Origin of the sequence: Sorangium sp. So ce185 (assembly GCF_051526825.1) — a bacterium.
GTDB classification, from domain to species: Bacteria; Myxococcota_A; Polyangia; order Polyangiales; family Polyangiaceae; genus Sorangium; species Sorangium cellulosum_D.
Genome location: NZ_CP150316.1, coordinates 2,861,849 through 2,882,289 on the forward strand (window position 1 = coordinate 2,861,849; position 20,441 = coordinate 2,882,289).

Annotated in this window: 21 protein-coding genes; 11 read left to right on the forward strand and 10 right to left on the reverse strand. The window is 73.4% G+C overall.

Annotation, left to right across the window (positions count from 1 at the left end; genetic code table 11):
• Positions 1–84: 84 nt before the first annotated feature.
• Positions 85–1,467 (reverse strand): sigma-54-dependent transcriptional regulator, encoded by a 1,383-nt coding sequence (locus tag WMF26_RS10630; protein WP_438000224.1) that lies wholly within the window; start codon positions 1,465–1,467, stop codon positions 85–87.
• A gap of 294 nt (positions 1,468–1,761) precedes the next feature.
• On the opposite strand from WMF26_RS10630, the gene WMF26_RS10635 reads away from it, so the two are divergent.
• From WMF26_RS10635 to WMF26_RS10650, 4 genes are all read left to right on the forward strand, one after another.
• A complete protein-coding gene (locus tag WMF26_RS10635) occupies positions 1,762–2,910 on the forward strand; it encodes a hypothetical protein (RefSeq protein ID WP_438000225.1) in 1,149 nt (382 codons plus the stop codon).
• A gap of 117 nt (positions 2,911–3,027) precedes the next feature.
• On the forward strand, positions 3,028–4,395 hold the full coding sequence (locus WMF26_RS10640) for a metallopeptidase family protein (protein WP_437337031.1): 1,368 nt from the start codon (positions 3,028–3,030) through the stop codon (positions 4,393–4,395).
• A gap of 142 nt (positions 4,396–4,537) precedes the next feature.
• A complete protein-coding gene (locus WMF26_RS10645) occupies positions 4,538–5,068 on the forward strand; it encodes a hypothetical protein (protein WP_438000226.1) in 531 nt (176 codons plus the stop codon).
• A 33-nt stretch (positions 5,069–5,101) separates the two neighbouring features.
• The gene (locus WMF26_RS10650; RefSeq protein WP_438000227.1) at positions 5,102–6,136 is read left to right on the forward strand and encodes a peptidyl-prolyl cis-trans isomerase; all 1,035 of its coding nucleotides are present in this window, start codon (positions 5,102–5,104) and stop codon (positions 6,134–6,136) included.
• A gap of 68 nt (positions 6,137–6,204) precedes the next feature.
• Here the strand turns inward: WMF26_RS10650 and WMF26_RS10655 are convergent, their stop codons facing one another.
• Together WMF26_RS10655 and WMF26_RS10660 are read right to left on the reverse strand one after the other, a co-directional pair.
• Complete coding sequence (locus WMF26_RS10655; RefSeq protein ID WP_437945992.1) at positions 6,205–7,011, reverse strand: hypothetical protein; 807 nt, start codon at positions 7,009–7,011, stop codon at positions 6,205–6,207.
• A gap of 313 nt (positions 7,012–7,324) precedes the next feature.
• A complete protein-coding gene (locus WMF26_RS10660) occupies positions 7,325–7,954 on the reverse strand; it encodes a hypothetical protein (RefSeq protein WP_437337035.1) in 630 nt (209 codons plus the stop codon).
• Positions 7,955–8,091: 137 nt separating this feature from the next.
• On the opposite strand from WMF26_RS10660, the gene WMF26_RS10665 reads away from it, so the two are divergent.
• From WMF26_RS10665 to WMF26_RS10675, 3 genes are read left to right on the forward strand one after another with little or no spacing between them, the layout of a single operon-like run.
• Positions 8,092–8,385, forward strand: a complete 294-nt coding sequence (locus WMF26_RS10665; protein WP_438000228.1) for a 4a-hydroxytetrahydrobiopterin dehydratase — start codon at positions 8,092–8,094, stop codon at positions 8,383–8,385.
• A 26-nt stretch (positions 8,386–8,411) separates the two neighbouring features.
• Complete coding sequence (rnc, locus tag WMF26_RS10670; RefSeq protein WP_044987960.1) at positions 8,412–9,236, forward strand: ribonuclease III; 825 nt, start codon at positions 8,412–8,414, stop codon at positions 9,234–9,236.
• Positions 9,233–9,652, forward strand: a complete 420-nt coding sequence (locus WMF26_RS10675; protein ID WP_438000229.1) for a hypothetical protein — start codon at positions 9,233–9,235, stop codon at positions 9,650–9,652. The genes rnc and WMF26_RS10675 overlap by 4 nt, the downstream gene beginning before the upstream one ends.
• Before the next feature lie 44 nt (positions 9,653–9,696).
• Here the strand turns inward: WMF26_RS10675 and WMF26_RS10680 are convergent, their stop codons facing one another.
• Positions 9,697–10,758 carry a hypothetical protein gene (locus WMF26_RS10680; protein WP_438000230.1) on the reverse strand — a complete coding sequence of 354 codons (1,062 nt, stop codon included), beginning with the start codon at positions 10,756–10,758 and terminating at the stop codon, positions 9,697–9,699.
• A gap of 297 nt (positions 10,759–11,055) precedes the next feature.
• Between WMF26_RS10680 and WMF26_RS10685 the strand changes: the two genes are divergently transcribed.
• Both WMF26_RS10685 and WMF26_RS10690 read left to right on the forward strand, forming a co-directional pair.
• Positions 11,056–11,574 carry a tRNA (cytidine(34)-2'-O)-methyltransferase gene (locus WMF26_RS10685; RefSeq protein ID WP_044987962.1) on the forward strand — a complete coding sequence of 173 codons (519 nt, stop codon included), beginning with the start codon at positions 11,056–11,058 and terminating at the stop codon, positions 11,572–11,574.
• Positions 11,575–11,666: 92 nt separating this feature from the next.
• Entirely contained in the window at positions 11,667–12,182 is a 516-nt protein-coding gene (locus WMF26_RS10690) for a hypothetical protein (protein ID WP_438000231.1), read from the forward strand.
• 140 nt (positions 12,183–12,322) lie between these two features.
• On the opposite strand, the gene WMF26_RS10695 is transcribed toward WMF26_RS10690, so the two are convergent.
• From WMF26_RS10695 to WMF26_RS10705, 3 genes are all read right to left on the reverse strand, one after another.
• Positions 12,323–12,829, reverse strand: coding sequence for a CarD family transcriptional regulator (locus WMF26_RS10695; RefSeq protein WP_012234339.1), 507 nt, complete (start codon positions 12,827–12,829; stop codon positions 12,323–12,325).
• 620 nt (positions 12,830–13,449) lie between these two features.
• On the reverse strand, positions 13,450–14,385 hold the full coding sequence (locus WMF26_RS10700; protein WP_438000232.1) for a Ppx/GppA phosphatase family protein: 936 nt from the start codon (positions 14,383–14,385) through the stop codon (positions 13,450–13,452).
• A gap of 10 nt (positions 14,386–14,395) precedes the next feature.
• Complete coding sequence (locus WMF26_RS10705) at positions 14,396–15,220, reverse strand: OmpA family protein (RefSeq protein ID WP_437319210.1); 825 nt, start codon at positions 15,218–15,220, stop codon at positions 14,396–14,398.
• A gap of 477 nt (positions 15,221–15,697) precedes the next feature.
• Here WMF26_RS10705 and WMF26_RS10710 point away from each other — a divergent pair, with 477 nt between their 5' ends.
• On the forward strand, positions 15,698–16,078 hold the full coding sequence (locus tag WMF26_RS10710) for a hypothetical protein (protein WP_020734121.1): 381 nt from the start codon (positions 15,698–15,700) through the stop codon (positions 16,076–16,078).
• 421 nt (positions 16,079–16,499) lie between these two features.
• Here the strand turns inward: WMF26_RS10710 and WMF26_RS10715 are convergent, their stop codons facing one another.
• Positions 16,500–18,110 carry a hypothetical protein gene (locus WMF26_RS10715; RefSeq protein WP_437572564.1) on the reverse strand — a complete coding sequence of 537 codons (1,611 nt, stop codon included), beginning with the start codon at positions 18,108–18,110 and terminating at the stop codon, positions 16,500–16,502.
• Positions 18,111–18,138: 28 nt separating this feature from the next.
• Positions 18,139–18,798: an AgmX/PglI C-terminal domain-containing protein gene (locus tag WMF26_RS10720; RefSeq protein WP_438000233.1), complete on the reverse strand. Its 660-nt coding sequence runs from the start codon at positions 18,796–18,798 to the stop codon at positions 18,139–18,141.
• Positions 18,799–18,916: 118 nt separating this feature from the next.
• Between WMF26_RS10720 and WMF26_RS10725 the strand changes: the two genes are divergently transcribed.
• Positions 18,917–19,405 carry a hypothetical protein gene (locus WMF26_RS10725; RefSeq protein ID WP_438000234.1) on the forward strand — a complete coding sequence of 163 codons (489 nt, stop codon included), beginning with the start codon at positions 18,917–18,919 and terminating at the stop codon, positions 19,403–19,405.
• Between the two features lie 57 nt (positions 19,406–19,462).
• On the opposite strand, the gene WMF26_RS10730 is transcribed toward WMF26_RS10725, so the two are convergent.
• The gene (locus WMF26_RS10730; RefSeq protein WP_438000235.1) at positions 19,463–20,128 is read right to left on the reverse strand and encodes an HNH endonuclease; all 666 of its coding nucleotides are present in this window, start codon (positions 20,126–20,128) and stop codon (positions 19,463–19,465) included.
• Positions 20,129–20,441: the final 313 nt, after the last annotated feature.

Genomic DNA, 20,441 nt, shown 5'->3' on the forward strand with positions numbered 1-20,441 from the left:
CCGAGCGCCCACCCGCGGCCGCCGCGCAGACCCTCCCCTCGGCGCGGCCTCCCGGCAGGGCCCCCTCTCCGTCGCCGTCGCCGTCTACTCGTCCTCCGCCTCCCCCTTGTCCCCGCGCAACCCGAGCGCCTTGCACTTCTTGTACAGGTGGCTCCGCTCCAGCCCGAGCCCCCGCGCCGTCGCCGCCATCTGCCCTCCGTAGTGGCCGAGCGCCTCCTCCAGGATGGTCCGCTCCGCCTCCTCCGCGAGCACCCGGAACGGCACCCCCGGCCGGAAGATCCCGCCCTTCATCGCGGCCTGCTGCCCGCCCAGGCAGACCTTCACGTCACCCTCGTCGATCGTCTCGTCCGGCGTCAGGATCACCAGCCGCTCGATGATGTTGCGCAGCTCCCGCACGTTCCCCGGGAAGCTGTAGGCGACGAGCATCCGCATCCCGCCCTCCGTGAACGCCATCCCGGGCCGATCGTTCGCCTGCGTCGCGAGCGCCAGGAAATGCCGCGCCAAGAGCGGCACGTCCTCGCGCCGCGCCCGGAGCGGCGGCAGCGACAGCGGTAGCACGTTCAGCCGATCGTAAAGGTCCGGCCGGAACTGCCCCTCGCGGCACGCGGCCTCGATGTCGCGGTTCGTCGCCGCTACCACGCGCACGTCGACCTTGATCGTCTCGTGCCCGCCCACGCGCTCGATCTCCCGCTCCTGCAGCACCCGGAGCAGCTTCGCCTGCATCGCGAGCGGCATGTCCCCGACCTCGTCGAGGAACAGCGTCCCGCCGCTCGCGCGCTCGAACTTCCCCCGCCGCTGCTTCGTCGCGCCCGTGAACGCCCCCGCCTCGTGCCCGAACATCTCGCTCTCGATGAGCTCGCTCGGGACCGCCGCGCAGTTCATCTTCTCCAGAGGCCCGCGCGCCCGCTTCGACGCCGCGTGGATCGCGCGCGCGACGAGCTCCTTGCCGGTGCCGCGCTCGCCCGTCACGAACACCGTCGCGGTCGCCCTCGCCGCCCGCGCGATCTGCTCGCGCAGCTCCAGCATCGCCCGGCTCCCGCCGATGAGCTCGCCCACCTGGCCGGTCTGCGTCCGGAGCGCCTTCGCCTCGGCCTCGGCGCGGACCAGGCGCAGGGTGTTCTCGAGCACCAAGAGCAGACGATCGGTCGACAGCGGCTTCTCCAGGAAGTCGATCGCGCCGAGCCGCGTCGCGCGGACGGCGGCGTCGACCGTCGCGTGGCCGCTCATCATCACGACCGGGATCTCCGACCCCGCGGCGCGGATCCGCTGGAGCAGCTCGACGCCGTCGCCGTCCGGCAGCGAGACGTCGAAGAGCGCGATGTCATAGCTCCGCTTCGCCAGCTTCTCCTCGGCCACGCCGACGCCGCCAGCGACGTCGACCGTGTAGCCCTCGAGCGACAGGGCCTTCTGCAATGTCGTCAAGATCGCTCGCTCGTCATCGAGCACCAGCACATGTCCGCGCGGCATGCTTGCCACCGTAGCGCGGAACCGCCGCGGCCGACGCCCGACGGCGCGCGCCGCCGCGCGCCGCCACGCAGCAGCGTGCGTCGAGCGCGCGTCGGCAGCGACAAGAACCCGTGGCGAACGGCCCGACGCGCGGGCGCCGCTGCGCCGCAGGCGCCGCCCCCGCGCGCCGGAAGCGCGCAGCGCCGCGCCCCTTTCGCCGCGGTCCGTGACGCCGCGACCCCCGCCGCGACTCCGTCGCGCGCGACATGGAGAAAGGGGCTCCGGCGCCCGTGCGCTATGGTAGCTTGGCGCAGGATGTCTGCCGACGGTCCGGCGACGGCGGAAGGAGATCTGGAGCGGACGCCGTTCGCTCACCTCTTCGTCTATGCCGTCGACCACCGGCTGACCGGCTCGCTCATCCTGGTGGAGCCCACCGGCGCCGAGCACACCCTGCGGATCGTCCGCGGATCCCCGATCAAGATCCGCCCGAGCGACGGCTACGCCCGGCTCGGCGAGATCCTGCTCGAGGAGGGGGTGATCTCCGCGGACATCCTGTCGGACGCGCTCGCGACCAGGGGCCTCCTCGGCGACGTGCTGCTGCTGACGGGGCTCCTCGACGCCCCGACCATCGACTGGCTCGCGCAGATCCAGTTCGTGCGGCGGATGGTGCGCCTCTTCGACCTGCCTCCGGAGACGAAGTACCGCTACTTCGACGGCCTCGACGTGCTCGCCGACTGGGGGGGCGACCCCGCGAAGGTCGATCCGCTCGGGCTCCTCTGGGCCGGGCTGCGCGACCACGGCGAGCGCTCGACGCGGCTCCACCGGACCCTGGAGCGGATCGAGTCGGTGCCCCTCCGCCTGCACCCCGCCCTCGAGCCCGGTCGCTTCGGCTTCAGCGAGGGCGAGCTCGCCGTGCTCGACGTGGTCCAGTGCTCCGCGCCCTCGCTCCCCGCGCTCCTCCGGTCTGGGGTCGCGCCGGAGTCGACGGTGCGCAAGCTCATCTACGCCCTGGCGATCACCCGTTACCTCGATTTCGGGAAGGGCATCCCGGTGGGCGCGGAGCCCTCGTCGAGCGTGCCTCCGGCCAGCGCGGCGAGCCTGTCGCTCGGGCGCATGCAGCTCCGCCCCACCGTGCATCGCGTCGGCGCCGCCGCGCCGGATCCGGCCGGCGACGGCGAACGCGCGCCGGTGCTCGGTCGAGGCCGCCGCCGCGATCGCATGTCCTCGGAGCCGTCGCCGGTGTCCACCGTCGCGGGGACGTCCCCGCTGAGCGGAGGCTCGCTCTCCGCCGCGGTGGCAGCCGAGCTCGCCAGCGCCGCCGGGATCGCCAGCGCCGCCGGCATGGACAGCGGCCGGCCGCCGCGCGAGCCCTCCGGCCCTGGCAGGGACCGCGAGGGGTGGGGCTCCTCGGCTCCGCCCGGCGAGGGCGGCCCCGGCGGCTCGCCGGCGACCGAGGACCCCTGACGACGACGGGCCGCGGCGGCGCTCCACGCCCGACGACGTCACGCCGCGCTGGAAGGCGCGCGACGAGGCCGCGCCGCGCTGGAAGACGCGCTCGCGTTTCTTTATAGGCGCCGAGCGATGCCGAGCCCCGCGCAACGCCCGCTGCCCGATCAGGTCCACCTCCCCTCCGGCACCGTGGTGCGCCTGTCGGACGCCGCCGCGCGCGCCGAGGCCGCGACCCTCTTCGGCGCCCCCGGGGGCCGCGGCGGCGACGAGCGCTCCTCCGTCGGCAGGTGCGCGCGCGACGTCCAGGTCCTCGCGGGCCCGTCCGTCCTGACCGACGCGCGCGGCGCGCCGCTGGATCCGCTCGGCCTCCCGCTCGCCGACGCCCATGTCCTGCGCGCGCTCCTCGCGTCGGCCGGCGTCGTCCCCGAGGAGCCGGGCGCGTACACCTGCGAGAACTGCGGCGCCCCGTTCGAGGTCGCCCCGTCGCGCCTGCTCGAGATCGGGCCGTTCACCGACGGCGAGCTCGACGATCCCGAGCTCGATCGCCCGTTCGATTTCGGCGCGCTGCACCCGATCCCGGCGCTGCGCGTGGGGCGCGCCGTCTGCCGCGGCGTGCGGTTCGCCGAGCGGACCGTGGAGGAGGCGATGCCGCTGCTCCGCCTGCCCGGCGAGGGCGCGCTCCGGATCACGCCGTCGCTGGTCGTGGCCATGGGGATCGCGGCGCTCGGCCGCGAGCGGCGCGCGAAGGTGATCGCCGACGCGCTCGCCGCGGCGCCGGACGAGGCGTGGGCGGCGATCGTCGACCTCTACCACGAGGCGCGCTACCCCGCGCGGCTCGTCGCGGTCCACCGCTGCCAGGGCTGCGGCGCCCGCAACGATCTCGACGTGCCCCTCGAGCGCGAGCTCGCGCGCGCGCCGCTCCGCGCCCCCGAAGCGGGCGCGGACGATCCCGAGGAGCCCGGCGCGCCGGCGGGGAGGCCGGGCGCCTTCCCGGATCTCGACGCCTTCGAGGCGCGCGTCCGCGCGGCGGCCGAGCGCATCTACGCGGCCCGCGGCGTGCGGAACATCGACCTCTTCATCGACGCGGGGGTGCCCGCCTGCGACGACGGCGGCGAGCCGCTGCTCGGCTGCTACACGCCCGGGACGCCCGCGGACGAGCTCGGGATCGCCCGCCCTCCGGAGATCCGGATCTTCTACCGGACGTTTCGGTCGGAAGCTCGCGCGGACCCCGGGTTCGACGTGGACGCGGAGATCGCCGAGACGATCGACCACGAGGTGACCCACCACCTGCACCACCTGGCCGGCAGCGATCCGCTCGACGACGAGGAGCACGCGCAGATCGAGCGCGAGGAGCTGCGCCGGATCGGCCACGCCGAGGCCGCGCGGCGGGCGCGGCGCGGCGCGCTCTCGGATCTCGCCGGCTTCGCGCGCGCGACGTGGCCGGCCTGGGTGATCGCCGCGGTCGGAACGGCGCTCGCGTGGTGCGAGGGCGGACGCTGACGCTTCGATGCCGCGCGCGCCGCGCCCCGCGCTCGCCGCTTTCTTCGAAGCGGGGGATGAGCTGTTTATACTGCGGGGACAGCAACAAGATGTGCCGGGGACTACCGGCTCCTCGAGCGCCGCTGTGCTCCTGCCGAGGATCGTGAAGACGAAGAGCTCGCCGGCCGCCAGGGCCGGATCCACCAAAGCGCCCCGTCCTGCCAAGCGGAACGGCGATGCGCAGAACCGCCGGGGAAGCCCGGATGCGGTCGAGAAGCGCCGGGCGGCGCGCCGGTTCAACGAGCTGTTGCTGGGCGGCGGCGGCCGCGCCGGCGACGGCCGCACCGAGCGCCGGCGTCGGCGCCTGCTCGCCGAGCTGGCCGAGGGCGTCGCGCGGCGCGGCAAGCGCGCGCTCAAGCCGATCGACGTCCTGTCGCGGGTCGAGGAGCTCCTCGAGCTCGGCGAGCCGCTCGCCTCGATCCGCAAGGCGTACCCGCCGCCGCCCCCGGTCGAGGTGACGGCCGAGCTCGTCGAGGGCCTGCGGCACCTCCACCGCGCCTACGGCTTCTCCGCGGACGTGTACCGGTTCGTCGGGCTCGACGCGCACGCCTTGCGGAAGGCGGGGGTGCTGCGGGGCAGCGAGCGCGGAGAGCAAGGCGCGTCCGCCGAGGCCGCGCGCCGCGGCGCGGCTTGACCTTGCCCGCCCGCGCGGGGATAACCCGCTCCGATGCGCGCGAGAACGGTGAAGCTCTCCCTCGCCGCGGCCGCCGTGGCGTCCGTGTGCGCGGCGTCGACCGGCCTGTCGCTCCGCGCCGAGGCGCAGACGCCGGCCGGCGGCGCGGCGGACGCGGTGGTGGCGCGCGTCGGCGACCGGGTGATCACGGCGCCGGAGGTCGAGCGCAGGCTCGCGCAGATCCCGCCGTTCCAGCTCCAGAGCTTCGGGCGCACGCCGGAGGAGATCCGGAAGAACTTCGTGAGCCAGGTCCTCGTGCGCGAGCAGCTGCTCGCCCAGGGGGCCGCCGCGCAGAAGCTCACCGAGCGCGCCGACGTGCAGGATCGCGTCCGCAGCGTCCTGCGCGCCGCGCTGCTGCAGCGGCTCCAGGCGGAGGCGGCGGCGAGCTCCCCGGTGACGGACGAGGAGGTCCGCGCCTACTACGAGGCCCACCGCGACAAGTTCAGCTCCCCGGCGATGGTCGCGCTCTGGCGCATCCTGGTCGCGACGCGCGAGGAGGCCGAGGCGATCCTGGCGGAGCTCAAGAAGGACCCGTCGCCCCAGCGGTTCAAGGACATCGCGCGCGAGAGGTCGCTCGACAAGGCGACCAGCATGCGCGGCGGCGATCTCGGCTTCGTGGCGCCTGACGGCGCCACGTCGGAGCCGGGGCTGAAGGTCGCCCCGGGGCTCCTTCAGGCCGCCGCCCGGGTGAAGGACGCGGAGCTCGTGCCCGAGCCGGTGCCGGAGGGCGATCGCTTCGCCGTGCTGTGGCGGCGCCAGAGCCGGAGGCCCGTGAGCCGCTCGCTGGAGCAGGAGGCGCCGTCCATCCGCCAGATCCTCGCGCACGGCAAGGCCGAGGCGCAGGTGAAGCAGCTCCTCGAGCGCCTGCGGGCGCAGGACGTGTCGGGCCATGCGCCCGAGCTCGTCGACCTCATCGACGTCACCTCGACGGGCGATCTGCAGCCGCTGAGGCGCCCGGGCACCCTCGCGAGCAGCCGCCGCCCGGGCGCGCCCCCGCCATCGCCCGTGCCGCGCAACGACATGCGCTGACGCACGGCGACCGGCGAGGAGCGCGGCGCCTACGCCTCCGGACCGCCGCGATCGATCGGGGGCGAGCGTCAGCTGAGGGCGACGGCGAGCGCGATGGCGGCGAGGCCGGAGGCGATGGTGAGCGCGAGCGCGGCGAGGCTGCCGGCGCGTCGGGCGCGCTCGGCCGCGCCGGGGTGGAGCGCGTAGACCCCGAGGAGCAGCGCCGTGGCGGCCCTGCCCGGCACCCGGAGCGAGGCCGAGAGGAGCTGCTCGGCGCCCTTGACGCCGCCGGTGACGAGCATGACGAGCGCGCCGAGCGGGCCGGCCATGAGGTCCCAGCCGCACGCGTAGAGCCCGAAGCGGATCGCGCGCCGTCGCTCGGGCCGCGCTCCCTGGCGGCGCGCGCCGAGGTCGAGCGCGGCGCCGTGCAAGGCGTGCGCGAGGACCATCCACACGGTGAGCCCCGGGACACCGAGCGCGAGCCACTGGAGGGCGCTCTCGCGCGCGGCCGGGTTCCGGGCGAGCTCCAGCGTCAGGCCCGGCAGCGCCAGCGCGGCGACGGGCAGGAGCGCGACGATCATCGAGAGGATCGCGAGCGTCTCCGCCAGCAGGGCGAACCGCATGGCCGCCGAGATCGCGCCGTCGGGGATCGCCGCGAAGAACGTCTCGGCCCCCAGCGTGGTCGCCTTCGAGGTGGCCCAGAGCCGCGACCAGACCCCGTCGATCGTGCGCTCCCAGGGGATGATCGCGACGACCCCGGAGCCCTCGTCGGTCGCCGCGGCGCACCCGGCGCAATCGGGCTGGCCGCAGCACGCGCAGAGCACCGCCGCGGGGACGTCGAACACCTCGTCGTCCCGCGAGAGCTCACGGCGTACGCTGGCAGATTTCTTGGCCATTGCGCACCTTCGAGGAGCGGACGGAGGCCACTCCCACCAAGGTTACGTCGCACGAGCTGGCCTGTCGACCCGAGACGCCCCCGGGCGCGCTCGTCGTCGTCCTTCCGCCGCGCTTCCCTCCCGCGCTTCCCGTCCGCGTTTCCCGTCCGCGTGCCGGGCGCGCCTCCGCATGCGCGCCCGCAGCGCGATGCTCACCGGCCTCACCGGCACCCTCGCGGCGCGGGATCGGCGCTGCGCTCGGAGCGAAGAGCGTCACGATGCCGGAGATCGGCCATCGTTTCCTGTCCTGCGCCACGCGCCACGCGCGGCGGGCTCAGTGCAGCACCTCGTCGCCCCGCCGCCGCTGTCCCGTGGGGAGGTCGTCGATCCTTCCCCCGAAGAACGCTGCGGTCGCCAGCGCGAGGAGCGCGATCGCCCCGGTCGCGTAGAGCCCGTACCCCCACGCGAAGCGGACTGGACGGAGCAGCGTGCTGGCCGGCGTGAACAGCAGGCGCATCGCGACGGTGGTGAGGGCGACCGCGGCGAGGAACGCGACGGCCACGCGGGCGCCGCGCATCTTGTGGATCGAGCGCCGCGTCAGCACGAGCGGGATCATCACGAAGAACGCGACCGCGGGGGCCCAGATCCACCCGAGCCTGCGCGCGAGCCCGAAGCCGCTGAGGTCGCGGAGCTCCGGGGCGGTCTCGTGGACCCACGGCGCGAAGAACGCCGCGAGGCCGAGGACCGCGAGCGCGAGCAGGGCCCCCCTGCCGCGCCCGACGTAGGTCCACGGGAGCGGCTCCATGTGCGGCGGGAGCGGCGCGTCGGGGTCCTCGTGGAGCGCCTCGTACGAGGGGGGGAGCTTCGAGAGCGCCTCCAGCCGGAGGCCGCAGGCGGGGCAGGTGGGCGCCTCGCTCGCCTCGAACATCTCCCGGCAGAAGGGGCAGGCGTAAAGCCCGGTCATCGCGGCGGGAGGTATAGCGCACAGCGGCCGAGCGCGCGGCGAGCGGCGGACGGCGCACCGCGCGGCGGACGGCGCGCGGTGGCGAGGTCCGCATTCGGGGTTCCACCGAGGCGGGGCTTAGCTCATAGTTGCGCCCCATGGGCAAGCGTGATCGGCTCTCGCGCGAGGAGATCGCCGGGTTCGTCGCGGCTCACCCGGGCTGGGTGCAGGCGGGCGAGCGGCTTGAGCGGAGCTACTCGTTCCCGGATTACGGGGCCAGCGTGGGCTTCGTGATGCGGGTCGCCCTCCTGGCCGAGCGGCGCGACCATCACCCCGACATCGAGCTGTCGTGGGGCAAGGTGCGGGTCGCGTGGTCCACGCATGACGCTGGCGGTCTGACGGCGCTCGACCTGGAGCTGGCCGAGCTGACCGACCGCCTGAGCACGGGCTGACCCCGCGCGTGGGCAAGGTGCTGGCGATGCTCCCGAGCGAGCTGCTGCGACGTCTGGATCTGGGGCTGGAGGGGGAGCTGCCGCACCTCGAGGAGGCGCTGACGCACCCGAGCTTCTCGAACGAGCAGCGGGGCGGCCGGCGCGTGGACAACCAGCGCCTCGAGTTCCTGGGGGACGCCGTGCTCGGGCTCTGCGTGACGGAGCTCCTGATGGAGCGGTTCCCGGGGGCGCGCGAGGGGGAGCTCTCGATGATGCGCTCGGCGCTCGTCAACACCGACGCGCTCGCGGCGTGGGCGCGGGGCATCGAGCTCGGCGCGGCGCTCCGGGTCGGGCGCGGCGCGGAGGTCGCCGGGGAGCGCGACCAGACGAACGTGCTCGCCGACGCGGCCGAGGCGCTCGTCGCGGCCCTCTACCTCGACCGCGGCTTCGAGAGCGCGCGCGCGCTGAGCCGGAAGATCGTCGCGAGCCCGCTCGCCCAGCTCGCGAGCGGCAGCATGCTCGGGCGCGACGCGAAGAGCGAGCTGCAGGAGCGCGTGCAGGCGCGCGGCGCGGCGTCGCCGCGCTACCGGCTGATGGGCACGGAGGGGCCGGACCACGACCGCGCGTTCCTCGTCGCCGTGGAGGTCGATGGCCAGGTCATCGGCACCGGCCGGGGCCGGTCGAAGAAGCTCGCGGAGCAGGCGGCCGCGCGCGCCGCGCTGGTGGCGTGCGCCGCGCCGGAGCCCAGGGCCGCATCCGATGAACGAGCGCCCGCCGAGGCCGCGGGCGGCGCGCCCGAGGGCGCGGGGGCCCCGCCAGCCGGCGGGAGCTCCTCCGAGCAATCCGTGAACGACCGAGGACCCAGCCGATGATCCGTCACCTGTTTCTTGCCTTCACCTTCACGCTCTGCTCGCTCTTCGTCGCGCTGCCGGCCTGGGCCGGGAGCTACCTGGACCGGGCGAGCCTGCTCCTCGAGGAGGCGCGCAGGGAAGGCGACATGCTGCTGCCGCGCACCCATGACAAGGAGCTCATCATGGTGGTGCACGCGCTCGCCGAGGCGCGCGCCCGCGTGGCGAGCAAGATGGAGTGCCCTGCCTCCGTCTCCAAGGCGCACCCCCACCTCCTGCTCGTGCTCGAGAACAGCGAGCGCGCCGCCGACGCGGCCGCGCAGGGCAACTTCAAGAAGTTCATGGAGCACCTGACCGTGGCGCGGAACGAGGATCGCGCGTTCCGGGCGCTTCTCGCCGAGCTCGGCTACGCGCTGCCCGATCTGAGCTCGAAGCGCTGAGGGGCTGCGGCCGCGCCGGGCGTCCCGGCGCGGCACGGCGCGCTTCAGAACACGGCGCCGAGATCGAGCGCCAGGGTCCACTGCGACCCGAGCCCGGCGAACTTGTTCTCGCCGTTGATCTCGTGCTTCGAGCCCTGGTTCGCGTCCTCGGGGCTGACGACGTCGGTGACGAAGTGCGCGCCGAACTTGACCATCTGGAACCGCAGCTGCGCGCCGAAGTGGAGCCGGTGGCGCGTCATGCGCACGGCGTCGAACACGACGGTGTTGTTGAAGTCGGCCTGGGAGCCGCCGTCGCACACCGGCTGGCCGTCGTGCGGGAGCGTCTCGCCGTTCGAGCCCGTCACGGGGTTCGCGGGCGAGTTCAGCCCGCGGAAGTTGCAGTAGCTCACGGCGTCGGTGTTCGGGGTGAGATCGATCAGCCCCGAGTCGCCGAAGATGTGGATCCACTGGTAGCCGGCGTACGGGGTGACGACCACGGTGCCGCCGATCGGCAGAGGCTTCGAGATCTGCGCGTCGAAGCCGGCGACCGTCAGCTGGAACTCCTCGGTCCCGGTGACCGTCCGGACGCTGCCGCCGACGGCGAACTCCGGGAAGATCGCGGGGATCCCTCGGCGGAACCCCTCGAACAGCGCCCAGCGCACGTCGGCGCCGCCGCTCACGAGGCTGGTGTTGGCGAGGAACCCGACGGCGCCGGTCAGCTCGAACCCGAACGGAAAGCCCTTGCGCACCTTGAGGGAGTAGTGCTGCAGGAACGAGTCCGGGCTCCGGTTCTCGATCGAGGACTGCCCGCTCGCCGGATCCGGCGGCCCCTGCGTGCCGCGCTTCCAGTAGTCCGCCTCGCTGTCAATCTTCGTGTAGTCGGCCTCGATGCCGATCTCGAACCCGCCGTAGCCCGTGGTCCGCGCCGAGTGCATCGCCGAGGGCGCCACCGCGAAGCCGTACTGCGCGATGAGCTTCGCGAACGCCGCGTCGTCGGTCAGGCAGCGCTCGTAGCCCGACGCGGGGTTGTAATAGACGCCGCCGTCCGGCCCTCGGACGCTGCAGGGCGCGGCGGCACCGGCGCTCGAAGCCCGGTCGCGCACGAGCCGCGCGAGCGCCGGGTCCATGGAGTCTGCAGCCGCCAGCGAGGACGACGCCACCCCCGCGAGGGCAATAGCCGATGCGATCCAGCACGATGCGCGCATTCCGTGTCTCCGAGGCGGGAGGCTACGTGTCCGCTCGTACAGCCGTCAAGCGGACAGAGGCGCCTCGGCCGCTTCCGATCGCGTTTTGCGCGCGGCGCGTGGGCCGGCACCCGGCGAGGCGGCGGCGGCGGCGGCGGTGAGGGTGAGGGTGAGCCTAGCCGCGCGCGATCCCTCCGCTCGGGGCTTGCGGCGCGCGGGCGCGTCGCGGAAAGAGAGGGCGTGCTCAAAGACGGTCGCCCCCGGCTCCGCGCGGCGCCGCTCGATCCGCCGTTCCGGATCGTGCTGGTGGAGCCCGAGATCCCGCAGAACACAGGCAACATCGCGCGGCTCGCGGCTGCGACGCAGAGCCCCTTGCACCTGCTCGGGAGGCTGGGGTTCCGCATCGACGAGCGGAGCGTCCGCCGCGCGGGGCTCGACTACTGGCACCTGGTCACGCTCGAGCAGCACCTTGACATCGCCCACTTTCGCCACCGGCACCCGAACGCGCGGCTGCGCCTGTTCAGCGCCGTGGCGCAGCGGAGCTACCTCGACGCGGACTTCCGGCCGGGCGACGCCCTCGTCTTCGGCAAGGAGAGCGTGGGCCTCGATCCCGATCTCCTCGCCCGCATGCCCGACGACGTGTTCGGCATTCCCACGCTGGGCCCCGTGCGTTCGCTCAACCTGGCCAACGCGGTGTCCATCGTCCTCTACGAGGCGCTCCGCCAGGTGGGCGCGCTCGCGGGCGCCGCGCCGGGGTGACGCCGCGGGGCGCAGCGAGCGCGCGGCTTCACCCCCGCGCGGCGGCGCGCGCGGTGGACGCGGGCGGGGCATCGTTCTAAGGGACGGGGCCGATGATCGCGCACCGGCAGCACGCACGGCACGGCGGCGGAGGGGCGGCCGCGCGCCTCGTTCGGGCCGGCGTGGCCGTCGCGCTCTCGGTCGCGGCGCTCGCCTCGGCCGGGTGCAGCAGGCGGCCCCCGAACGGCACGCCCGACGGCGCCGTCCGGGAGCTCGTCGTCCGCCTGCGGCAGCTCCACGGCGACCCGGCGGACGCCAAGGCCGCCTTCGAGCTCCTGTCCCGGCGCGCTCGGGACAACCTGGCCGCGCGCGCGCAGCGCTACAGCGCGGCGACCGGCAAGGCGATCGCGCCCGAGGCGATGATCACGCCGTCCCGCTTCCTCCTGCGCTTCGAGCCCCAGCGGTACGTCGCCCAGATCGCCGGCGCCCACGCCCTGGTGGACGTCGCCGGCCTGCTCCCGGGCGAGCGCGCCCAGATCCCTTGCGTCTACGAGGACGCAGGGTGGCGCGTCGATCTCGCGCTGCCCGCGCTCCCGCCCGTCCAGAAGCGGCCGGGCAGCGATCTCTGAGCCCGCTCGACCCGACGGGGCCGGCGCCGGCCGCGGCGCGCTGCCCCAGCGCGAGATTTCCGGCCCACAAAAGCCCGGAGGCCGGCAGTGCCGGCCTCCATCGGCAGCGGCCACATGGCCGCTAGCCATGAGGGTTCGCCTCAGTTGGCGAGAAAGATCGCCTCGATCTCGGTCTTCACCTGCTCTTCCGTCTGACCCCGGGCGATCGCGATCTCCTTGACGATCAGCGTCCGGGCGGTGTCGAGCATGCGGCGCTCACCGAACGAGAGTTGCTTGTCCGTCTTCAGGCGGTAGAGGTCGCGGAGCACCTCCGCGACGTCGTAAATCGACCCGGTCTTGATCTTGTCCATGAAACCGCGGTAGCGGCGGTTCCAGGTCTGATTGTCGAACGCGATCGTGCGCTCGCGGAGGATGTCGAAGATTTCCCGGATTTCCTGTTCAGAGATGACCTGGCGAAGGCCGACCGCGCTCGCGTTGCTGACAGGGACCATGATTTTGCGATCCGTGTCCAAGATGCGGAGAACGTAGAATCGCTGGCGATTCCCAGCGATGTCCTTCTCCTCGATGTTGACAACCTCGGCAACGCCTTGGGCCGGGTAGACGGCTTTGTCGCCCACCTTGAACTGGATCTCCGAACGAGCCTGCATATCGTCTCCTTTGCCTTCCACCCCGCCGTCTCTTTATTTTTTCGTCTGCCTCCCGAAATCCTCTTCGGGAAGCGGCCGTTGAACATGCGGTTGAACCTGGACCCGCAGAACCGACAGACACCGTCGCGCATTCCTAGAAAAGAGCCGTGAGCCGCCGCTCGAGACCGCTGTGCGAGAAGCAGACGCGCGAGCACCACCGCCATGACCTTCGAGAGGTCGGTGCTCCGGCGTGCACAGTGGAATCTTGAGCGGCGGTAGAAGCGGACGGTTCCGGGCGGAAGGGATTGAAGTTGGGGGAACGGCCCTCTCGAACAAGGGCCAGTTTGCGCCAGGCGCGCGCACTCTAGTGAGCCGGCCTAAATACGTCAACGAAAATCCCCGAAGATGACCCATCGTGGCGTGATCATTCTGGTTTTTCTCTCGGGATCCGGCGGGGTCACAGTGTGCACCGATGGGGCATCCGCGTGGATGCACGCTGGCTCACGCCCCCTAGTCTAGGGCAGAGCGGGCGTCTGCGGGAGAGGTGGCGGACCTGACCGGGGTGGGATGGGTCGAAAAATCTGGCAGCCACAACGGTACCTACCGCTGTGGCCGTCCGTACCTCGAACGCGCCGGGGGGCTCAGGCGGCGCAGAGCCGCTCGGCCAGTCCCCAACGGACGCCGCGATCCGAGGTGACGAGATCCACGGGCGCTCCGGCGAGCCGCGAGGCCCACGCGAGGATCTCCTCGATGAGCACGCTGCCCGCCACGATGACGTCGGCGCGCGCCGGATCCAGGGCGGGCAGCTGCCTGCGCTCGGCGAGCGTCAGGGCGGCGAGGCGGGAGGTGGTGGCCACGATCTCCGCCCCGGAGAGCCGCGCGCCGTGCACGCGGGCGCCGTCGTAAGGCGCGACGCCGCGGACGAGCGCGGCGAGGGTGGTCACCGTCCCCGCGACGCCGACCAGGGTGGGCGCCGAGGAGAAGCGCACGGACGGGACCGTCGCCAGGGCGGCCCGGGCGTCCGCGCGGACCGCCTCGAGCTCCTCCGCTGCCGGCGGATCCGCGCGGATGTGGCGCTCGGTCAGCCGGACGCTCCCGACGTCGAGGCTCACCGCCCGCTCCACCGCGCCACCGATGCCGCCGACGATGATCTCCGTACTGCCTCCGCCCACGTCGAACACGACCCTGGGGCCCTCGGCCGGCAGGTCGAGCCCCGTCAGCGCGCCGGCGTACGTGAGCTCCGCCTCCTCCGGCCCGGAGATCACGCGGGGCGCCACGCCGATGAGCTCGCGGGCGCGGGCGATGAACTCCTCGCCGCCGGCGGCGTCGCGCATCGCGCTGGTCCCGACGGCGTCCACGCGCTCCACCCCCAGGGACCTGAGCTCCTCGCCGTAACGGGCGAGGCAGGCGAGCGTCCGCGCGACGGCCTCGGGCGCGAGCGCGCGCGCCGCGTCGACCCCCTGGCCGAGCCGGGTGATGGTCGCGCGGTCGACGAGCGCCACGAGCTCACCCCCGCGGCGCTCGGCGATGAGAAGGAGGACCGAGTTGGTCCCGATGTCGATGGCCGCGACGCTCATGCCGGAGACCTCACTGGGTGAGCGTCTTCAGGTCGAGCATCTCCTCGACGTTCGGCAGCACCACGAGCTCGCAGCGCCGGTTGGCCTGCTTGTTCTCCGGGGTGTCGTTCGGCTTCACCGGGTCGGTGTCGCCGTAGCCGGAGGCGCTCCACTTCTCGGGCTTGAGGCCGCCGCCGCCCTTGTCCTGGGGCTGGAGGAGGAACGCCAGCACCTCGCGGGCGCGCATGACGCTGAGCCCCCAGTTGTCCTTGAATCGACCGCCGGCGAGCGGGGCGTTGTCCGTGTGCCCGGCGACCTGGAAGGAGCGCGACGACAGCCCGGCGTCGTTGCGGATGACCTCGGCCACCTTGAGCAGGATGTCCTGGCCCTCCTTCTTGAGCGTCTCCCGGCCGGAGTCGAAGAGGACGTCGCCGGGCAGCTGGATGACCATCCGGTTGTTGCGGACGGTCACGTTGAGCCCGAGCTTCGTGAGGGCTTGGAGCTTCTCCCGCAGGACCTCGAAGCGCTTCTTGATGTCCTCGAGCTGCTGGGCGCGGCGGCGGAAGTCCTCGAGCGCCCGGGCCTGCTGCTCGAGGTTCGCGTTCAGGTTGGAGATGTCGACGCCCGCGGCCTTGAGCTGGGACTTGAGCTGCTCGATCCGGGCCGCCGCCTCGTCGAGCTCGCTCTTGGCTTTCTTGTTCTGCGCCTGCTCGGCGCTCAGCTGGGTCTTCAGGCCCTCGATCTCGCGGACCTTCGCCTGCATCTCCTCCTCCGAGTAGCCGCACCCGAGCGGCCCAGAGCCGGCGAGGAGCGTTGCACCCAGGAGCAACCACGACGTCGAGCGACGAACCAACATACCTTTCCTCCTAGAGCCGCGCGGCGCTCGGCCATGAGGGGCGCCGCGCCGGCGGCGCGACCGTAGCGAGGCGAATGGCGCCGCACAAGGCTCTCTAGAGCCTGCGCAACGCTGGTGCTCCATGCGAGCATGAGCTCTCCGGCGCCGTTCGCCGCGCCGCGCGGGCGCGCGATCGCCAGGGAGGAGCACGGAGGGCCAAGACAGACATTCGAGCGATTGTCAACGAAAATCCGTTGTCCAGTGCGGTCTGGTTGTTTTCGCCACGGCCTGATCCGGCGTTTACCCTCGCAACGCTTGCGGACCAGTTTGCCTGGAACACATGGGATACATCGGTTTAGGGCCTGCAAGATTTTCCTTGACCATCACCATGCGTGGCAATATACGTCGTGCAACATCTGTTGCCTCGGTCAGGAGTTCGTAGCGGCGAGGACGTTGGGCGATGTCCGCCGCGCCGGGGCAAATGCAGGAGGATTTCCAATGGCTGCTAAGAAGACCGCGAAGAAGCCTGCGAAGAAGGTGACGAAGTCGGCCAAGAAGCCGGCCGCCGCGAAGGCCGGGAAGGTCGCGAAGAAGCCGGCGCGGAAGGCAGCGAAGAAGGCCGCCCCGAAGCGCGCCGCCGCCAAGAAGACCCCGAAGCGCGCGGCCGCCAAGAAGCCCGCCGCCAAGAAGGCCGCTCCGAAGCGCAAGGCGAAGGCGGCCGGCAAGCGCGCCGCCGCGCCGAAGAAGGCGGCCGCGCCCCGGGGCGGACGCGCCGCCGCGAAGCGCGCTCCGGCCAAGGGCGGGAGCGCCCGCGGCGCGCGCAAGAGCACGCCGGCCCCGGCCCCCGCGAGCACCGGGCCGTCCGACGAGTCTGAATAGGGCGCAGAGGGCGCGCCTCGCGTTTCTCTACAGCTCGAGGCGCCGCGAGCGGGCCTGCCGGCCGCGACGAGACAATCCGACGACTAAGACGTCCGGGGGGTGAGGACGCCGCAGCGACGGCGCGCTGAGCCAGGCCGGGCGCGCGGGTGGACGAGGTCCCCGCGACGGCGCCGCCGCCCAGGGCCGCGGCGACCGGCATCGGCGCGACGCGCGGCTCGCCGCCACGCGGCGCGGCGCTGGAGCGGCGCGCGCGCATCCCGGCCGGCGCGGCGGGCGGAGAGGCCTGCCGGCGCCGCAGGCGGCGGACGGGCTCCCGGGGGTGGAGCGGCGGCGCGGCGCGCCGGGGGCGCTCGCCGAGAGAGCGCGGCGGCGCGGCGTCGAGGGCGCTCGCCGGGCGGTCGTCAGGCGCGCGCCCGAACGATCAGGCGCGCTCGCCCAGGTAGAGCCGGAGGGCGCGCGCGGCGCCCTTGCGGTCGAACGGGACGCCGACGAGGTCCTCGCGCTTCGAGATCTGCTCGAAGAGCTTCACCAGGAACTCGGAGAACGCCTCGCATTCGCGGATGGCGGCGTCGAGCCGCTGGGGATCCAGCAGATCGCTCTCCTCGAGCGCCGTCATCGCCGAGACGAACGCGTCGACGCGGGGGTAGTCGCCCACCCGGAGCAGCGGGTAGCCCATCGCCCGGAAGTACGAGAGGAACTCGCGGACGAACGCGAAGCTCGCGATGCCCGTCCACCGATCGGGCGCCGGTCCGGTGGTGCGCGCCTTGCTCGCGAACGCGCGGGCGATCTGGGCGAACATCCACACGTCGCGCCGGAGGCGATCGCTCGTCGCCCGCCGCGCCGCCTGGTCGTCGAAGACGCGGCCCTCCTCGAGCTTCGCGCCGAGCGACCTGCCGAGGAACAGGATCGCGTTCTGCAGCGCGGGGCGGAGGCCGTGCGCGACGGCGCGGAGGCGGACGCGGTACTCGGACTCGCTCACCAGCGCGTCGGCGGGCGGGAGATCGTGCTCGAAGGCGCGGCGCATCTCGAGCCGCAGGTTCGCCGCGAGCCCGGTCAGGGCGGCCTTCGTGGAGAGCAGGCGGTGCCCCTCGGCGGCGAGCTCGTCGTGGCGCGCGACGACGTCGCTCGCGGGCACGCGCAGGAGATCGCGCTCGAAGCTGTCCGCGAGCAGCGCGCCCGCGCGGCGCCGGAGGTAGTTCGAGAGCGCGCGGGCGTCGCTGCGCAGGACCGCGAGCACGAGGTACCCGCGCCCGGCGACGCGGTGATCCGAGTGATCGAGCGCGATCGCGTCGAGCAGCCGGAGGTACCGGAGCATCCGGAACAGCGCGAGGAACGTGAGCGCCACGAGGCGGTGCGCCTGCTCGCCGGGCACGCGGTGGATCAGCTCGAGCACCTGCGTGGAGGCGATGCGATCGAACTCCGGGCGAAACTCGAGCGCGTGGAGCGGGTTGAAGAACGTGCTCTGCGCGATCTCGCGCATCGCCGTGGCGAGGTGGGCGTAGAAGAGCCTGAAGTTGACCCGCGGCAGCCGGAGCAGCCCGCCCGCGACCTCGATGAGGTTCGTGAACCCGTGCCGCAGCACGAAGAGGCTCGACTCGGGCGACTCCTGCGCCATCGTCGCGTGCAGGAGCCGCGTGCGCGCGGTGTCCTCCGGCAGCACCGTCTCGAGGTAGCGCTGGAAGACGAAGGCGCGATCGCGGTCGCCGAGCATGGCGCGCGTCAGCTGGACGACGCGCGCCATGCCGTCGCGCGCGTGCTGGAGGTGCTCGCGGAAGTCGTGGCTGACGATGGTCTGGCGCCGGCCGGCGCCGGGGTGGTTGCGCGGGTTCGCGAAGCAGGCGACGCCCTTGAGCAGGATCTCGAGCTCGAAGAGCGTCTCGTCCTTCTTGTCGGCCGCGAGGCGCGCGAACCACGCCTCGCGGGCCTGCTGCTGCTCGCGCCTCAGGCCGCGCGTGTCGCGGAGCAGCTCGGCGTAGGCGTTGCGGCCGGGGTAGCCCGAGCCGCGCAGGATCCCCGAAGCGTCGCTCGACACTGACGTGCTCCTCCCCGGCGGCGCGTGGCTAGTAGTTGCGCCGCTTGAAATCGAAGGGGTAGGTCAGCACGGTCTCCTTGCCGCTCGGCGAGCGCGCCCAGGTGATCGACTTCGCGAGCTCCGCCATGCACGACTCGATCTGCGGCGCGGTCACGTCGCTCTTGTCGCGCACGATGCTCGCCTCCTCGAAGGTGCCGTCGGGCTTCAGCTTGAGCTGCCACGTGATCCTGCCCTGCGCGCCCGGGTGCTTGCGGGCGTAAAGATCGAAGCAGCAGCGGAAGCCGTCGCGCCTCGCCTTGATCGCGTCGACGAGCGGCTGCAAGCGGTCGCTCGAGCCCGCGTCGGCGGAGGTCATCGCGTTGTTCATCACGACCCCGCCGTCGGGCGGATCGTTCGTGATCTCGGAGGCGATCACCTTGCAGTCCTCGACCGTCTCGGGCGCCTTCTTGCGCGCCGCGGGTCTGTCCGGCTGCGCCGGCGCGGCGGCCGCGCCCGGCTCGGCGGCGCCCGGGGCTGCGGCGCCCGGCTCGGCGGCGGCGGGCGGCTGCGACTCGGGCGGAGGCGATGCGCCGAGCGGCGCGCTGTCCGGGGGCGTGGGCGGCGCGGTGCCGCTCGAGCAGGCCGCGAACAGGGTCGCGGCGAGGAGGACTCCGGTGAACACGGCGCTGGCAGTGGCGCAGGGACGCATGGCGCGCATACTAATCGCTCCGGATGAGCGGAAGCGAGGCGCCTTGTGTTTTTCGCCCCCGCGCGCCGCGCTTCGAGCCCTCTTTGGCGGCTGCTTCCGGCTGCTTGCGGCTGCCGCCTTGAAGATTCCGCTGTCATTCATCGCGGGCGCCGCCCTCGCGGTCCTCGCGCCGGCCGGCTGCGATCCCATCGCCGAGCCAGAGCTGTGCGGGGAGATCCCCCAGGGAGGGTGCCCGGTCGGCCGAGGAGGCAGCTGCGACGACGCCGCGTGCCGCGCCCTCCACGACTGCCTGGACGGCGCCTGGACCGAGGTCGCGCGGTGCGATCGGCCCGGCGGGCCCGCGGTGGACGCGGGCGCAGGGGGCGGAGACGCGGGCGCGGGCGGAGGAGAGGACGGCGGGTGCGAGGCCGTGACGCTCGACCACGGCGGCGAGGCGCAGGGCTGCGCGCCCGCGCTGCAGCTGCCGGACTGCCCGGCGGAGGCCGCCGAGACCTGCGCGGACGCCGCGTGCCGGACCGGCTGCATCGATTTCTTCCTCTGCGCCGAGGAGGGGTGGAGAGCGGTCGCCTACTGCGACGACCAGGGGCGCGTCGCCGTGATCCCGTGAACGATGCCGCCGTCGGCGCCCGCCTCGGTCGCCGGCGCGGCGCAGGCGCGAGGGCGGTCAGCCGGCCTTGAGGAAGGGGCTCCACTCGTCGAACGAGTGCGGCAAGCCGATCAGGATCTGCATGGTCGCCGACCAGCGCGGCGGCACCGGCTGGCGGATGAGCCGCATGCTGGCCTCGTCCGGCGTGCGCCAGCCCTTGCGGAGGTTGCACGTGCGGCAGGCGGTCACGAGGTTCTCCCAGGAGTCCTCGCCGCCGCGCGACCGAGGGAGCACGTGGTCGATGTTGAGATCGCGGACGGGCGGGCGGCGCGCGCAGTACTGGCACTGGTGCGCGTCGCGCAGCATCACGTTCTTTCGCGTGAGCCGGATCGTCGGGCGCCGCATGCGCTCGTAGCGGCGGAGGTGCAGGACGCGCGGCACGCGGAGCGAGCCGCCGACCACGGGGAGGCCGTCGTCCTTGTCCCGCACCGGCAGCCGCCGCCAGGCCGAGAAATCGTGGAGCTCGCCGAGCTCGTCGATGGCGAGGGCGGCGCCGCCGAAGAGCAACAGGAAAGCGCGGCGCGCCGTCGTGATCTGCACAGGCTGGAAGAAGCGGTTCACCACGAGGACGGGAAGATCGAGCGGCTCGGTCCTGCGCTCGCGGTGAAACCCCGAAGACGCGTCGCCGAGATCGAGCTCCTCGTGAGGAGAGCCCCCCGGGACTGTAGCTACCCCGTCCGGCACGCTGAGGAGTGTAGCAACGAAAGCCCCCTTGAACATCCGGTGCTGCAGCGCGGAAATTCTGCTGGAACGCCGCCGTCGCGGAGGGACGCGCCCCGCGCCCTCGCCTGGAGACCGCGCCCGGTCCGCTGAGGCGCGGGGGGCCGCCATCGGGGCAGGGCCCGCGGGAGGCCAGGGGGCCGGCGCCCGAGCATCGCCGGCCGGGGGCGTCGCCCCGCGCCGCGGACCGCTTTCGGTCGGGCGCCGGTTTCGGTAAGACGCCTCCATGCCGAGGGACGGTCGCCTCCTGGGTCGAGCCGCCGGGGTGGGGAAGCAG

Coding starts and splice junctions, on each gene's coding strand:
- WMF26_RS10705 (WP_437319210.1), bottom strand. CDS start 15,220: ATGTTGGTTCGTCGCTCGACGTCGTGGTTGCTCCTGGGTGCAACGCTC.
- WMF26_RS10630 (WP_438000224.1), bottom strand. CDS start 1,467: ATGCCGCGCGGACATGTGCTGGTGCTCGATGACGAGCGAGCGATCTTG.
- rnc (WP_044987960.1), top strand. CDS start 8,412: ATGCTCCCGAGCGAGCTGCTGCGACGTCTGGATCTGGGGCTGGAGGGG.
- WMF26_RS10720 (WP_438000233.1), bottom strand. CDS start 18,798: ATGCGTCCCTGCGCCACTGCCAGCGCCGTGTTCACCGGAGTCCTCCTC.
- WMF26_RS10680 (WP_438000230.1), bottom strand. CDS start 10,758: ATGGACCCGGCGCTCGCGCGGCTCGTGCGCGACCGGGCTTCGAGCGCC.
- WMF26_RS10660 (WP_437337035.1), bottom strand. CDS start 7,954: ATGACCGGGCTTTACGCCTGCCCCTTCTGCCGGGAGATGTTCGAGGCG.
- WMF26_RS10695 (WP_012234339.1), bottom strand. CDS start 12,829: ATGCAGGCTCGTTCGGAGATCCAGTTCAAGGTGGGCGACAAAGCCGTC.
- WMF26_RS10690 (WP_438000231.1), top strand. CDS start 11,667: ATGATCGCGCACCGGCAGCACGCACGGCACGGCGGCGGAGGGGCGGCC.
- WMF26_RS10675 (WP_438000229.1), top strand. CDS start 9,233: ATGATCCGTCACCTGTTTCTTGCCTTCACCTTCACGCTCTGCTCGCTC.
- WMF26_RS10655 (WP_437945992.1), bottom strand. CDS start 7,011: ATGGCCAAGAAATCTGCCAGCGTACGCCGTGAGCTCTCGCGGGACGAC.
- WMF26_RS10710 (WP_020734121.1), top strand. CDS start 15,698: ATGGCTGCTAAGAAGACCGCGAAGAAGCCTGCGAAGAAGGTGACGAAG.
- WMF26_RS10665 (WP_438000228.1), top strand. CDS start 8,092: ATGGGCAAGCGTGATCGGCTCTCGCGCGAGGAGATCGCCGGGTTCGTC.
- WMF26_RS10700 (WP_438000232.1), bottom strand. CDS start 14,385: ATGAGCGTCGCGGCCATCGACATCGGGACCAACTCGGTCCTCCTTCTC.
- WMF26_RS10635 (WP_438000225.1), top strand. CDS start 1,762: ATGTCTGCCGACGGTCCGGCGACGGCGGAAGGAGATCTGGAGCGGACG.
- WMF26_RS10650 (WP_438000227.1), top strand. CDS start 5,102: ATGCGCGCGAGAACGGTGAAGCTCTCCCTCGCCGCGGCCGCCGTGGCG.
- WMF26_RS10640 (WP_437337031.1), top strand. CDS start 3,028: ATGCCGAGCCCCGCGCAACGCCCGCTGCCCGATCAGGTCCACCTCCCC.